This is a genomic window from Kaistia sp. 32K, assembly GCF_016629525.1.
Taxonomy (GTDB): domain Bacteria; phylum Pseudomonadota; class Alphaproteobacteria; order Rhizobiales; family Kaistiaceae; genus Kaistia.
This window is the reverse complement of record NZ_AP024269.1, coordinates 2773838-2788641: the sequence shown is the minus strand read 5'-3', so window position 1 is coordinate 2788641 and position 14804 is coordinate 2773838. Positions and strand designations below refer to the sequence as shown.

The following is a 14804-nucleotide window of genomic DNA, read 5'->3' as shown; positions in this document are numbered from 1 at the left end:
CTGGGCCTCGTCTTGCTGTCGATGTCGGTCATTCCCGGAACTCAGAGTTCCGGTGTCAGCCTTATGCTGAAATGCTCACGATGCGCTCTCCCATGCATCGGGCTCGCCCGGTGCATTCTCCATCTTGTGATCGGCCAGCGTCACACGCATGCCGGCCGCCGCAAACTCCAGGCGATCGCTCGCCAGGGATCCAGAATCCGTAATGATTTCAGTAAGCTGTGATAGCCCTGCGATCCGGTGGTTCTTCTCGAGGCCGACCAGCGAATGGTCCGCCAGGATGCACACGTCGCGCGAGGCGGAAATGAAGCGCCGCGCCGCCAGCGCCAGCCGCTCGTCGACGGACGAGACACCGAAGCCGGCCGAAATGCCGTCCACCGAAAGGAAGGCCCGATCGACCCGCAGCGTCTCGAACAGCGCGCCGAGGCTGGGGCCCACCATGCAGTGATGCGACGGCTGGTATTCGCCGCTCGTCATGATCACCTTGGGCGCCGTCGGACCGCAGAGCTGCTCCATCAGGTGGAGCGAGTTCGTCACGATCGTCACGTCGGTACGCTTCTCGAGCTCCGCGCTGAGATAGGGGCAGAACACCCCCGAATTCACCAGCACCGTCTCACCGGGCTGGATCTTCGCAACCGCCGCTTTGGCGATCACCGCGCGGAGCGCGTCGATTTCCTGCGCAATTCCCGCCTGCGGCGCGACGACCCGTAGTTCGAGGCCGAGGGCGGTCGCCCGTTCGCGCATCGCGCTTTCCATGGCGCGATACCAGCTATGGGCGGGATAGTGCGGGACGAAGCCGACCGAGGCCGGGCGTCTCATCCGGGTGACGGGCTCCTCGCCGCCGAGGAGCGCCTTGCGGGCGGTTTCCTTCAGCCGCCAGCGTCCCGCTTCCTGCTGATAGAACTCGCGCAGATTGTCTGATGTCAGCACGTGGTGCGGCGTCTCGATCTCCGCCGGCATCGGGCCGCCGTTCAGAGCGGCCGCCAGCGCGTTGATGGCGCGCGTTCCCACGACCTCGGGGAACAGCGCCGCGCACGCTGTCAGCTTGCCGCCGCGGGCGATCAGATCGAACAGGGCGCTGCCTTCGCCGCCGACGGAGAAGGCGAACAGCGGCGCGATCGACAGCCGCTCGCCGGCCTCGATCGCGGCCATGATCGAATGATCATTGACGCCGAACACGACATTGATGTCGCGCCGTGTCTCGAAAGCATCGGAACTGACGCGCAGCGAGTGCGCATAGCTGCCGTGCCCTTCGACCTTCGACACCTGGATATCGCCGGGAAAGGTCTCCTTGAGTCCCGCCAGGAAGCCTTCGCCGCGCTGGCGCGTGTTGGCGAGTTCGCTGAGCGATATCAGGAGAAGGCTGACCGAGCTCAGCCGATCGGACAAATAGTGCCCGGCGAGACGGCCGAGGTCGTGGCCGGCAGCATAATTGTCCGGCCCCAGATAGACACCGCCGGCCTGCGGCGAAGATTCGGCCAGGAAGGGAATGGAGCGACGGCGCGCCATCATGCGCAGCGTATCGGCGCCCCGGCCTTCGATCGGCGGCAGGATGATCGCATCCACGTCGCTGATTGCGTCGGAGTAGTCGCTCGCCTCGCGCCCCGGCGCTTCCGGAGAGGCGCCGGCCGGCAGAAGCGCCGCCCCGCCATGCGTGCGCAGCAATTGTCCCGCCTCGGCCATCCGGGCGATGTCACGGCGGATCGTGACGGCAGAGACGCCTTCGATATGGGAGCAGAAGTCCCAGATCGTCGCGCGCTTCTTCTCTGCCAGCAGAGCGAGGATAGCGTCTTCCCGCCCTGTTTTGATCGATTTGATCATATTGATCACCGTTTTGGATGTTCGTAGGCTGTAGCATTAGAAAATGATCATAACAAGCACGATTCTTCACGGAATTTGATCGCTTCCGGAAATGTGATCGAAAAATGCTGTTGCGTGTGATCGTTTCCTGTGTGTATTTACGCAAATTCATCACGGAATGCACGTGCAAAGTGATCAATTTGATCAATCGCGCGTCAAGATAAAAGCCGCCTGCTCCGGGAGGGGCCATGAGAGAGAATTTTGACTACATCGTCGTCGGTGGCGGCAGCGCGGGCTGCGTGACGGCGGCGCGCCTGGTGGCCGATTTCGGCGCGCGGGTGCTCCTGCTCGAAGCAGGCGGTCGCGACCGGCACCCGCTCATGAAGATGCCGGCAGCCTTCGTGAAGCTGCTCGACGGCGGCCGTTATGTGACGCGTCATGAGACGACGGTGCAGGACCAGCTTGGCGGCCGCGTGCATGTCATTCCGCAGGCGAAGGTTCTCGGCGGCGGCAGCACGGTCAACGGCATGGTCTACATGCGCGGCCGTCCGTCCGACTATGACGAATGGGGCGCGGTGACCGGCAGCAACAGCGGCTGGAATTATTCCGAGATCCTCCCGCATTTCCGCAAGCAGGAAGACAACAACCGCTTCTTCAATGAGGCGCACGGGCATGGCGGTCCGCTGAAGGTGTCGGATGTCCGGTACACCTGCGAGACGAGCCGGATCTTCGTGAAGAGCTTGCAGGCAATGGGGTTCCCGTACAACCCCGATTTCAACTCCGGCGAGCAGCGCGGCGTCGGCTGGATGCAGACGACGATCGGCGACGGCAAGCGCTCGAACGCCACGAAGGCTTTCCTGTCGGCGGTCGAGGGCGACAGCCGTCTCGTCGTGCGCACGAACGCCCGCGCCATGGGGCTGATCTTCGAAGGAAGCCGCGCCGTCGGCATCGACTATGAGGGCCCGTCGGGCAGGGCGACCGCCTACGCCTCCACGGAAGTCATCCTGACGGCCGGCGCCTATGTGACGCCGAAGCTGCTCATGCTGTCCGGCATCGGCCCGGCCGAGCATCTCCGCCAGCACGGCATCGACGTGCGCGTGGATTCGCCGGGCGTCGGCAACAATCTGCAGGACCACCATGAAGTGCCGGTGATCTCGCAGGCATTGCCCGGCTACGGCTATCACCACGACGATACCGGCCTGAAGATGATCATGAACGGGCTGCAGTATCTCCTGTTCGGAACCGGCCCCGTCAATTCCATCGGCTGCGATGTCTGCGCCTATGTGGATCCCGAACGGGCGCCCAACGACCAGGCCGGCCGCGAGCCGACGCTGCAGTTCTACTGCATTCCCGCCGTCTATCTCGATCGCGACGTGACGCCGCTTCCGGACGTTCCGGGCGTCACGCTGCATTCCTGCCTCGCGCGGCCGAAGGCGCGCGGCAGCGTGCAGTTGCGCTCGGCCGATCCGAGGGCGATGCCGCTGGTCAATCCGAACTATCTCGGACATCCCGAGGACATGCGGATCTCGATCGCCGGGCTGCGCTTCGCGCGCGAGGTGTTCAAGACTGCGCCGATGGCCGAGATCGCCACCCGCGAGCTTCTGCCGGGTCCGGACGTCACCAGCGATGAGGCGCTCGCCGCGCATTGCCGCCGGACCGTCAAGACCAACTACCACCCGGTCGGCACCTGCCGCATGGGCCGCGAGGACGACCCCATGGCTGTGCTGACGCCCGACCTCAAGGTCAAGGGCGTGGAGGGGCTGCGCGTCTTCGACGCCTCGTTTTTCCCGAATCTCGTCTGCGGCAACACCAACGCGCCGGTCATGGCGGCCGCCGACCGCGCCGTCGACATCATGATGGGGCGGCCCTGAAGTCACTGTTCAACAGATCATCTGGGAGGATAGAGATGAAAACTGGACTGACACGTAAGCAATTCCTGCTGGGCGCCGTGGCGAGCGCCGGCATGGCCATCAGCGCGTCGCCCGCCCTGGCGGTGACGGACGCTGACTTCAAGTCGGCGAACATCGACTGGCAGCAGTTCAAGGGCGAGACCGTCAAGGTTCTGCTGACCCGCCATCCCTGGCAGGAGGCGATCGAGCCGCTCATTCCGCAGTTCGAGAGCCTGACCGGCATCAAGGTCGATCTGCGCAAGCTGCCGGAAAAGCAGTTTCTGACCAAGGTTCCGGCCGACCTGACCGCCGGCACGTTCAAGTTCGACGTCTTCATGACGCAGATCTATGAAGCCCCCAAATATGCGCAGGAGCATTGGGTCGCCGAGATCAAGCAGTACATGGACGATCCGAAGCTGACGGATGCGGCCTGGTACGACTGGAACGACTTCTTCCCCGGCGCGCAGCAGGCGGCCGTCATGGGCAATACGCCCTTCGCCAATCTGGCGGTGACGGCGGAATCGCAGCTCCTGATCTACCGCAAGGACGTCCTGTCCGAGCTCGGCATCCCCGTTCCCAAGACCTTCGACGAACTGCTCGCCGCCGCCAAGAAGATCTCCGAAAGCGGCAAGATGAGCGGCATCACCGTTCGCGGTGGTCCGGCCCTCTGGTGGCCGCTCTACGGCGTGGTGAGCTCCTATGGCGGCGACTATCTGGACGCCGACCTGAAGGTCGCGCTCGACAAGCCGGAGACGGTGCAGGCGATCCAGATGTATGCGGATCTCGCCAAATACGCGCCGAAGGGCGTCACCAACTACGACTGGGACGAGATCAACACGGCGATGCTGTCGAGCCAGGCGGCGATGTTCATCGACGCGTCGGTGATCTATCCGCGCCTGGTCGATCCCAAGCTGTCCACGATCGGCGACAAGATCGGCGTCGCGCCGTTCCCGGCCGGTCCGAAGGGCCCGCATTCGAACTCGCAGTACTGGACCATCTCGATGAGCAACGGCACGGCGAACAAGCCGGCGGCCTGGCTCTTCATGCAGTGGGCGACGTCGAAGCCGGTCCAGGCCGAGCTGGCGCGCGCCGGCGTGCTGGGTGCCCGCGCCTCGTCGTGGGATCAGCCGGAGCTCAAGGAAAAGTTCGGGCCTGAGTTCATCGACAGCGTCCAGACGACCCTGAAGACGGCCGTGCTGACCCGCGCCAATGTTTCGTTCCTGCAGCTCGTCGATGCGCTGCGCCAGGGTGTCCAGAAGACGATCCTGAACGAAACCACGGCCGACGCGGCCATGAAGGACGCCGCGGGCGTCTGGCGGAAAGCACTCAATCACTGAGTGGGCGAAGCGACAGGTTGCCGGCGCCTCGCGCCGGCAACTGCTTCTCGTGAGGATCTTCAATGCTACGGCAAAATACCTACTTCCCCCTGTTTCTGACCGCGCCGGTCGTCATCGCGCTGTTTGCGTTGCTGCTCTATCCCACGCTCTACACGTTCTACATCGCCTTCCATGCGCCCGATTCCGGTCAGGCCTTCTCCCTGAGCGCGACGATGTTCCTGGATCTGCTCCGGCAGGCGGATTTCTGGAACAATGTCGTCGTCACGATGAAATTCACCGTCGCCTCCACCGTCGTCTCGTTCCTGTTCGGGCTGAGCATCGCCTATGCGATGGAGTTCGTGCGCGGCGGTAAGGACTTCTTCCTGTCGGTCTTCATCATTCCCTTGGCGATCATGCCGGCGGCCTCGGGTCTCATCTGGAGAACCATCGTCGAGCCGACATCTGGCATCGCCAATCATCTTTTGAGCTTCATCGGCGTCAGCGGTTTTTCGTGGGCGACGGACAGCAGCACGGCGCTGTTCACCGTCATCCTGGTGGATGTCTGGCAGTGGACGCCCTTCTGCTTCCTGATCCTGCATGCCGGCTTCCGCTCGCTGCCGCCGGATGTGCATGAGGCGGCGACGATCGACGGCGCGCGCCCGCTGCGCGAGCTCTGGGATATCAGCCTGCCGCTTCTGACCAACGTCCTCATCATCACGGCGATCTTCCGTTTCATGGAAGCCTTCAAGGCGTTCGACACCACCTACATCATCACGCAGGGCGGCCCCGGCTCGTCGACCGAGACGCTCGTGCTGCGCGCCTATAAGGAAGCCTTCCAGTTCTATCGCCCGGCGATCACCAGCGTCATCGGCCTGTGGCTGCTGATCTCGACGGTCCTGTGCACGCGCTATGCCGGCGACCGCATTGCCAAGGGAGACACGGAATGACGCATTCACCACTGGCCCGCCGCATCGCGATCGCCTGGCTTGTTTTCGCGGCGATCTTCTTCATGGCTCCCGTGCTTTGGATGGCGCTGCAGTCGTTCAAGAGCCCGCTCGATTTCAACGTCGTGCCGCCGAAGATCCTGTTCACGCCGACGCTGGACAATTATCGCGCCGTGCTGGGCAATCCCGCCTTCCTGTCGGCCTTCGTCGACAGCATCATCGTCACCGCGATCGGCGTCGGCCTCGGCCTGCTGCTCGGCGTGCCTTTCTCCTATGCACTGACGCGGTTCGATTTCCGCGGCAAGAACGACATCGCGCACTTCATCCTCTCGACGAAGATGCTGCCGGCCGTGGTCATCATCGTGCCGCTGGCGCGGGTCTTCGACTATATCGGCCTCTTGGATACGCGGCTCGCCCTCGGCATCGCCCACGTCCTGCTGGTGCTCGCGGTCGTCGTCTGGGTGCTGCGCACCTTCTTCCAGAAGATCCCGCAGGAAGTCGAGGAGGCGGGCATCATCGACGGCGCCAGCTGGTTCCGGATCATGGTCGACATCGTCCTGCCGATGGCCCGTCCCGGCATCGTTACCGTCGCCGGACTGGCGTTCCTGTTCTCGTGGAACGATCTGTTCTTCGTGCTGACGCTATCGAGCTTCAACGTCCAGACGCTGCCGGCATTCCTGACCACGGAATATACCGGCTACCTGGCGGTCAACTGGGGCGAGCTCTCCGCCGCAGCGCTGCTGAGCAGCCTGCCGGTCGTCGTTATCGTCGCCCTGCTGCGCCGCAATCTGGTGAGCGGTCTGGCGATGGGCGCGGTCAAATAGGATCGCGGCCCGCGATCCCCCAATCCTGAGCCTTCACGAAAGCCGTCGAACCCTGCAGCCACGCCTGCCGGGTTCGGCGGTTTTTTGTTTCTCGAACGGTCGCGACCCCAATTCGGCCCGGCAAGCCGCCGGTCGTTGGACCGAATTAGTCAATTCCCCATCGAGATAGTCGGCGCGCTTCGGCCCGTAGTCTTCTGCGCGGCCGTTCCTTGGACTTGCGGCGGGGCAGGGCCCGAAATCGCGGCTTGAACGGCTGGCGGAACAATAGCTTAGTATAGCGGGCAAAACGGCGAGTCAGTCCGGGCGCGTTTGTGGGAAGCGGGATGCATATCGAATTGTTGGACCCTCTCGGCACCGTTCGGCTGGCCCTCGGCGGAGCATCCCGATGAGCCAGCGGCCCAGGGCGACGCTGCGCACGGTCGCGGAGCATCTCGGCATCTCCGTCACCACCGTCAGCCGCGCCCTCAAGGACGGGCCGGAGGTGAACGCCGAGACGATCGACCGCGTCAAGCGCGCGGCCGACAAGCTCGGCTACAGGCCCAATACCGGCGGTGTGAACCTCCGCACCGGGCGCTCGCAGTCGATCGCGATGGTGCTCTCCTTCGAGCGGCAGGACCAGCTCAACATCGTGACGGCGTCGCTGCTCGTCGGCGTCTCCACGGCGATGAAGGCGCGCGGCTATCGCACGGGCATCGTGCCCCATCTGCAGCATGACGATCCGCTCGAGATCGTGCGCAACCTCGTCCGCGAGGGCTCAGTCGACGGCATCATCATCACCCACACGCGGCCGCAGGACGAGCGGGTGAAATACCTGCTCGAGGTCGGGATGCCGTTCGTGACCTTCGGGCGCACGGAGCTTCTGAGCGCCCATCCGCATGTCGACCTCGACCATGAGCAGATCGGCGCCGACGCGGCGCGGCTGCTGCTCGACAACGGGCATCCGGCGCCGCTGCTGTTCGCGCCGTCGAGCCAGTTCAGCTACAGCCTGCAATTCGTGAAGGGCTGGACCAAGACGTTCAATGCTCGCAACCTTACCGTGCCGGACGAACTGATCCACTTCTCCGCCACGACGCCGCAGAGTGGCGTCGACATGGCGCGCGAGGTGCTGCTCCGGCATCCGGAGGCGACGGGAGCCTTCGTCGCCTCGGACGAGGCGGGGCTCGGCTTCATCACCGCGATGCACCAGGCGGGACGGCGCATCGGCAAGGATTTCGGCGTCATCACCTATGGCGGCGCCAGGCTGCACGACTTCCTGAACCCGCCGACGAGCGCGTTCTACTACCCGCATGCCGGGATCGCCAACCTGCTCTCCGAAATGCTGGCGCGGGCCATCGACGGCGAGGACTATGCGGAGTTGTGCCGGGTGGTGCCGGCCGAATTCGTCGATCACGGCAGCCACATTCTCACGCCCTGACTCGCGTCTGAGATTTTTCCGTAACGTTTAGAATTGCTTCGGCGGCGCCGCGAGGGAAGGCGGCCGTTTGTCTCCTTTTTGCGATTGACAACGGTTCCAGAAGTCTTATTCGTAACGTTACGGATTGCGGCGGACGGAGGTCCAACGCGAGCCGTAGGGAGCGGCTTTGGGCCGGGTGCGGAGGATGGTCTTGAGGAGGACCGGGCGCACCGGCGGCCGGTGTTCCGGTCTGGCGGCAAGCTGGGCCGTCGCCGGCGAGATCACGGACCAGCCGATATCCAATCCATCTGACTGCGACCCCGCGACAGGCTGGCCGGCCTGTTTCGGGAACGAGAAAATTCGGCCGTAGCGCGGGGTAACCCGTCGGCTTGAGAGGAGAAGCCCATGAACTACGCATTGAGCCAATTGGCTCGCAAGGCGTCGTCGCTGCTGTTCGCGACGGCCATCAGCCTCGGCGCGACGGCGCTGGCTCGCGCCGATGTCACCCTGACGGCGATCTTCCCCTACACCAAGGTGGATCCGGACTACGCGCGCCTTCAGGAAACCTATGAGCGGTTCCACGCCGCCAATCCCGACATCACGATCAAGTTCGACTATCTCGACCACGACGCCTATCACAACAAGATGCAGGCGCTGGCGATCTCGGGCAACCTGCCCGACATCCTCACGCTCTGGCCCGGCAAGCGCACCGGCTACCTGACCGGTCGCGGCTATGCCAAGGATCTGCGCGAGCTGATCCAGCGCGACGGTGTCGACAAGATGCTGCGCCCGGTGTTCACCCAAGCGCAGGCGGCGACCGGCGAGGTCTACGAGATCGGCGTTCCCTATGTGAACTTCACCAACGTCGTCTATGTGAACCGCAAGCTGCTCGACCAGATCGGTCTTCAGTATCCGAAGACGCTCGACGGGTTCATGGGGCAGGCCAAGACCATCCGCGCCGCCGGCTATCGTCCCGCCGTCTTCGGCGACCAGTCGAGCTGGGTGCTGCAGTCCTGCCTGCTGTCGGTGATGGTCGGCCGTCTCGGCACGCCGGAATGGTTCGCCAATGCGCTCACGGGCGCCGAGGGCGCCGGCTTCAAGGATGAGCCCTTCGTCGGCGCGCTGCAGAAGATCAAGCAGATGGTTGACGCCGGCCTGATCGATCCGAGCGAGCCGTCGACGACGCGCGAGCAGGCGCTCTCCGCCTTCGTCAGCGGCCGCAGCGTCTACTTCATCGGCGGCATCTGGGAAGTCGTGAACCTCACTTCCGCCCTGCCGGCCGAAATGAAGGACTTCGTCGAGATCCGTTCGCTTCCCGCCATAGAGGGCGCGGCGCTCGCCGGATCCGACTCCTCCTCGGGCCAGCCGGCGACTGGCTTCGGCATGTCGTCCAAGCTCGACGACGAGAAGACCGAGGCGGCCTGGAAGTGGATCAAGTTCAACCTCGATCCGTCCAACAAGGACATCGCGGTCAAGTACGGCCTGCTGCCGATCTACACCGAGGACGTCGGCATCGCCGACATGCTCACCGATCCGCTGGCGAAGAAGAGCTACGCCTTCTCGTCGTCGATCGCGCATGTGCTGCCGGTCCTCGATGATCGTCTCGACGCCGAGGGCGTGATGCAGGTCGTCAACGCCGGACTGCAGGAGCTCGTGCTCGGCTCGGTGACGCCGGAAGATCTGGCCGCCAAGTACGAGGCTTGGGTCGCCGCCAACGACAGCAACCGCAAGGCCAAGTAGCCAAGCAGTCCCCTGGCAGAAGCGCGTGCCTCCCAAGCAGCCGCGCCAGCGTGCCGCCGCCGCCTCGTGAGCGGCGGCGGCACCCCCCAGAACAGAACGACTTCGCCGGGAAAGCGCCGGCAAGCGGGTCGCCAAGAGAGTCGGCAAGAGAGAGACGCACGTGGGTTCCGAAACGAGATCCGACCGCTTCAGCTACGCGCTGCTAACCACACCGGCCCTTCTGATCTATGGGCTCGTGATCGTGGTTCCGGTTGTCTACAGCCTCGTGCTGAGCTTCACCGACTGGGCCGGCGTGGGCATTCCCAACTTCATCGGCTTCACCAACTACGTCGTGATGTTCTCGGATCCCATCTTCTGGTGGGGCCTGCGCAACAACGGCCTGGTGGTGCTGGTCTCGCTGATCGGCCAGATCCCGCTCGGTTTCTTCCTTGCCTATGTCATTCATCGGCGGCTGGTGCGCCACTCGGGCTTCTTCGAGGCGGTGATCTTCTTTCCGGCGCTGCTCAGCCCGGTCGTGGTGGCGCTGCTGTTCGGCGTGGTCTTCGCGCCGACCGGCCTCGTCTCGCAGATCATCGGCCGCGCCATCGGCGATCCGATGTTCTCGCTCACCGTCTTCAACTCCAAGAACACCGCGATCCTGCCTTATTTGATCGTGCTGGTTTGGATGTACACGGGCATCTATTTCATCATCTTCCTCGCCAATCTGCAGAAGACGAGCCCGGAGATGCTGGAAGCCGCGGTGCTCGACGGCGCCAACGAGTGGAACATCCTGAAGTCCCTCATATTGCCGCAGCAGATCCCGGTATTCCTGACCTCGGCGATCTATGCGGTGGCGGGCAGCCTCAAGAGCTTCGAGATACTCTGGATCATGACGAATGGTGGTCCGAGCTATTACAGCAACGTTCTCGGCCTATACATGATCCAGAACACCTTCTCCTTCTACAAATACGGCTTCGGCAGCGCCATTTCCGTGGTCCTGATCCTGCTCAGCGTCTTCCTGATCCTGATCCTGTCGGCGATCGCCGCGCGCTTCACGCGCCGCTACGAGCAGGGAGCGCACTGACATGGCGACGTGGAAAGCCGGCCAGGCCCAGGTTCCGGTTCTGTTCAGGGTGGCGGCCTATGCCGTGCTCGCCTTCTTCACCGTGTTCACACTGTTCCCGCTGATCTGGCTCACCTACACCTCGTTCAAGCCGGAGACCGAGATCGTCTCCAACATGGTGGCGTTTCCGGTCAACTGGACGCTGAACAACTATATCCAGGCCTGGGAACTCGGCGAGTTCTCGCACCTGTTCGTCAACAGCCTGATCTTCTGCGTGACGACCACCATCATCGTGGTGCTGTTCTCGATCTCGGCGGCGTTCGCCTTTACCAAGATCCCGTCGCGGATGACCCCGATCTTGTTTTCGCTGATCATCATGGGGCTGCTGGTCACAATCTCGTCCTCGATCGTGCCGCTGTTCATCGCCGGGAACTTCCTCGGGCTCACCAACACCCATCTCGGGATCATCATCCCCTATGTGGCGTTCAACATCTCCTTTGCCGTCTATCTCGCCGCGGCCTTCGTCCGCTCGATCCCGAACGAGGTGATCGAGGCCGCCAAGATCGATGGCGCGGGCTATCTGCGGATCTACGGGCTGATCGTGCTGCCGATGGCGCGCCCGATCATCACGACGATCGCCATTTTCACGTTCCACGCCTGCTGGGTGGAATATGTGCTGGTCTACATGATGTCCTCGGACGCGACGATCCGCACCGTGCAGGTGGGGCTGAGCCTCCTCAAGGGGCAGCTTTCCTTCAATTTCGGCTTTCTGTTCGCCGCAGTCGTGATCTCCAGCCTGCCGCTGCTGGTCCTCTACGTCCTGTTCAGAAAGCACCTTCAGGCCGGTTTCTCGATGGGCGCGGTCAAGGGCTGAGTTCCCTCGCGTCGTCACGGATCGTTTTTTCCAAGTGGGAGTAGCGAAAATTCTTAGCGTTGAAATCCTCGGGCCGCGCCAGGCGCAGGTCTCGGAGCGGCCAGATCCCCAGGCGTCCGGCGATATCGTCAAGGTCAAGGTGCTCGTCGCGCCGATGTGCACGGAGTGGCAGTCCTGGCGTTCGGGCAAGTGCTCGTGCGAGCTCGGCCACGAGGCGGTCGGCGTCGTCTGCGACGCCGCGCAGTCGAAGCGGCTGAAGGTCGGCGATCGCGTCATCGTCATGCCGCATGCCGGCTGCGGCGTCTGCCCGGCCTGCCGTTCCGGCGAGCACATCCACTGCACCGAGCAGCGCGACCTCAAGGCCGAGACGGGTTCTTCGAGCGGTATCGGCTGCTATGCCGAATATCTGCTCAAGCCCGACTACCTGCTGCAGCCGGTGCCGGACGACATCGAGACGGATTATGCCGCAATGGCGATCTGCGCGCTCGGGCCGAGCTTCACGGCGATGACGCGCATGCAGGTGACGGCGAAGGATACCGTCCTGATTTCGGGCTGCGGCGCGGTCGGACTCGGCGCCATCATCAATGCGCGCACCATCGGCGCCCGCGTCATCGCGCTGGAACTGCACCCGTACCGCGCCGAGCTCGCCCGCGCGCTCGGCGCGGAGCTGGTGATCGATCCGCGCGCGCCGGACCTGCTCGAGCAGGTGCGCGCCGCCACCGGCGGTTACGGCGTCGACGCGGCGCTCGATACCAGCAACAACGAGGCGGCGCCGCCGGTCGTGCTGGAGCTGGTGCGGGCGCGCGGCCGACTTTCCTTCGTGACCTGGAGCGGATCGCTGCCGGTCAACCGCATCACCGGCAAGGGCATCGACATCTTCGGAAGCTGGCACTGGAACCACGACGTGTTCAGCGAGGAGGTGCTGCAGCGCGTGCGCGACGCCCGTCCGCTGCTCGACAAGCTGACCACGCATCGCTTCCCGATGTCGGAGGTCGCGGCCGCCTTCGCCCTGCAGGAAACCGGCAATTGCGGCAAGGTGCTGCTCTATCCGGGCGAGGGCGAGCCGTCCTGACGGCACCTGCACGACACATGAAGCCGCCGCGCGACGCGGCGGCTTCCCGCTTAAGGATCAATCTGGGAGACTATCCATGACCTTCAGGCTCGGTGGCTATGGGATCGAGTACAAGGGCGACCCCGAGGCCTATGCGCGCGCGCATACGGAATTCGGCTACAACGCCGCCTACATGCCCAACATCCGGATCGAGAACCGCGAGGAGATCGCCGCGATCGTGAAGGCGATGGCCGCGGCCGATCTGGTCATCGCCGAGGGCGGCGCCTGGAAGAACCTCATCGCCCACGACGAGGCGACGCGGAAGGCCAATCTCGAATATGCCGTGCACCAGCTGGCGCTGGCGGACGAGCTCGGCGCCGGCGCGATCGTCGCCTATCACGGCACCGTCGGCCATGCCGGCGACCCCTGGCAGCTCAGCGACAACTATGATTACGGTCCGCATCCGGACAACCAGAGCGAGGCCGGCTTCCAGCGCGCCGTCGATACCGCGCGCTACGTCATCGACACGGTGAAGCCCAAGCGCGCCAAGTTCTCGCTGGAGATGGTGCCGTGGCTGGTGACGGATACGCCGGAGAACTACCTGAAGCTGCTCACGGCGATCGACCGGCCTGAGTTCGGCGCCCATATCGACGCCGCCAACATGATCATCACGCCGCGGCTCTACTTCAACACCGGCAAGATGATCCGCGATGCCTTCGCCCTTCTGGGGCCGTGGATCGTTTCCTGCCACGCCAAGGATCTGGTGATGAAGGGCGGCCCGGGGACGATCTCGTTCCACCTCGACGAAGTGGTGCCCGGCGAGGGCAATCTCGACTACACCGCCTATGTCACCGAGATCGCCAAGCTCGGCCGCGACGTTCCCCTGATGTTGGAGCACTTCGACGTGCCCGGCTATCGCCGCGGCCTCGCGCACATCAAGAAGATCGCCGGAGCGGCTGGCGTCCTCTAGCCCCGGTCGAGACGGCGGGGCGGCCTTGCCGCCGCCCCGCCAGGCTCGCGAATTCAGCGGATCGCCGGCTTCAAGAGGTCGTCGAGACCGATGCGCCGGAACATCTCGGCGCGGACGCGGTCGGCGACGCCGTTGACGATCTCCGCGCCGTCTTCGGACGGGTCGACATGGACCCTGAACGGCCGCTTGCCGAAGGGCATGCCGACGATATCGACGATCGCGACGGCAACCTCGCCGGCGTCGGCATCGGCGGGCTCCAGCGAGGCAAGCCCCTGCAGCGCCTGTTCCGAAACGCCCTTGTAGGGACCTTCCGTATATTCGGCGGCGCGGGCCGCGTCGGCCGGCGAGCCGGAATGGGCGAAGTGATTGGTGCCCTTGGTGAAGGCGCCGGGCACGACGATCGCCGTCTCGATGCCCCAGCGGGCGAGCTCGGAAGCATAAGAAACCGCGAGCGAGTCCATCGCCGCCTTGGCGGCGAAGTAGGGCGAGAGGAAGGGCGGCGTGCCGCCGCGCGCGCTCGACGATGACACCCAGACGACCAAGCCCTTGCCGGCCTTGCGCATCGCGGGCAGGGCGGCGCGATTGACCCGCTGGGTCGACAGCACGTTGATGTCGTAGAGCGCGGCGAATTGCTCCGGCGTGAACGCCTCGGCCGGGCCGAACGACATGTGGCCGGCATTGTGGATGACGACGTCGAGTCGCCCGGCCTCGGCAAGGATGCTGGCGATGCCGGCCTCGACCGAGGCATCGTTTGCAACGTCGAGTTCGACGGTGCGCAGATCGACGCCGTTCTCGCTGGCGAAGGCGACGGCGTCCGCCACCGCCCTGGCGTTGCGGGTCTGCGTGTCGCGGATGCCGGCATAGACGATGTGCCCGGCCCTGGCGAGCGCGCGGGCGGTGAGCGCGCCGAAGCCGCTCGATGCGCCGGTGATGACGATGACTTGCTGGTTCATGGTCGTATTGC

12 protein-coding genes are annotated in these 14804 nt (G+C 64.4%); 10 read left to right on the top strand and 2 right to left on the bottom strand.

Features of this window, described 5'->3' with window-relative positions; genetic code table 11:
- Positions 1 to 75: 75 nt before the first annotated feature.
- Positions 76 to 1818 carry a substrate-binding domain-containing protein gene (locus tag K32_RS12780; RefSeq protein ID WP_201399907.1) on the bottom strand — a complete coding sequence of 581 codons (1743 nt, stop codon included), beginning with the start codon at positions 1816 to 1818 and terminating at the stop codon, positions 76 to 78.
- A gap of 227 nt (positions 1819 to 2045) precedes the next feature.
- On the opposite strand from K32_RS12780, the gene K32_RS12775 reads away from it, so the two are divergent.
- The 10 genes from K32_RS12775 (at position 2046) to K32_RS12730 (ending at position 13840) form a co-directional block, all read left to right on the top strand.
- Positions 2046 to 3668 carry a GMC family oxidoreductase gene (locus K32_RS12775; protein ID WP_201399906.1) on the top strand — a complete coding sequence of 541 codons (1623 nt, stop codon included), beginning with the start codon at positions 2046 to 2048 and terminating at the stop codon, positions 3666 to 3668.
- Between the two features lie 35 nt (positions 3669 to 3703).
- Positions 3704 to 5023: an ABC transporter substrate-binding protein gene (locus K32_RS12770; protein ID WP_201399905.1), complete on the top strand. Its 1320-nt coding sequence runs from the start codon at positions 3704 to 3706 to the stop codon at positions 5021 to 5023.
- A 62-nt stretch (positions 5024 to 5085) separates the two neighbouring features.
- A complete protein-coding gene (locus K32_RS12765; RefSeq protein WP_201399904.1) occupies positions 5086 to 5949 on the top strand; it encodes a carbohydrate ABC transporter permease in 864 nt (287 codons plus the stop codon).
- On the top strand, positions 5946 to 6770 hold the full coding sequence (locus K32_RS12760; RefSeq protein WP_201399903.1) for a carbohydrate ABC transporter permease: 825 nt from the start codon (positions 5946 to 5948) through the stop codon (positions 6768 to 6770). The genes K32_RS12765 and K32_RS12760 overlap by 4 nt, the downstream gene beginning before the upstream one ends.
- Before the next feature lie 385 nt (positions 6771 to 7155).
- On the top strand, positions 7156 to 8184 hold the full coding sequence (locus tag K32_RS12755) for a substrate-binding domain-containing protein (RefSeq protein WP_201399902.1): 1029 nt from the start codon (positions 7156 to 7158) through the stop codon (positions 8182 to 8184).
- Positions 8185 to 8568: 384 nt separating this feature from the next.
- The gene (locus K32_RS12750) at positions 8569 to 9903 is read left to right on the top strand and encodes an extracellular solute-binding protein (protein ID WP_201399901.1); all 1335 of its coding nucleotides are present in this window, start codon (positions 8569 to 8571) and stop codon (positions 9901 to 9903) included.
- 160 nt (positions 9904 to 10063) lie between these two features.
- A complete protein-coding gene (locus tag K32_RS12745; RefSeq protein ID WP_201399900.1) occupies positions 10064 to 10966 on the top strand; it encodes a carbohydrate ABC transporter permease in 903 nt (300 codons plus the stop codon).
- Position 10967: 1 nt separating this feature from the next.
- A complete protein-coding gene (locus K32_RS12740) occupies positions 10968 to 11819 on the top strand; it encodes a carbohydrate ABC transporter permease (protein WP_201399899.1) in 852 nt (283 codons plus the stop codon).
- Between the two features lie 34 nt (positions 11820 to 11853).
- On the top strand, positions 11854 to 12891 hold the full coding sequence (locus K32_RS12735) for a zinc-binding dehydrogenase (RefSeq protein ID WP_244669481.1): 1038 nt from the start codon (positions 11854 to 11856) through the stop codon (positions 12889 to 12891).
- Between the two features lie 76 nt (positions 12892 to 12967).
- Positions 12968 to 13840 (top strand): sugar phosphate isomerase/epimerase, encoded by an 873-nt coding sequence (locus tag K32_RS12730; RefSeq protein WP_201399898.1) that lies wholly within the window; start codon positions 12968 to 12970, stop codon positions 13838 to 13840.
- 53 nt (positions 13841 to 13893) lie between these two features.
- Here the strand turns inward: K32_RS12730 and K32_RS12725 are convergent, their stop codons facing one another.
- Positions 13894 to 14793, bottom strand: coding sequence for an SDR family oxidoreductase (locus tag K32_RS12725; protein WP_201399897.1), 900 nt, complete (start codon positions 14791 to 14793; stop codon positions 13894 to 13896).
- Between the last annotated feature and the right edge of the window lie 11 nt (positions 14794 to 14804).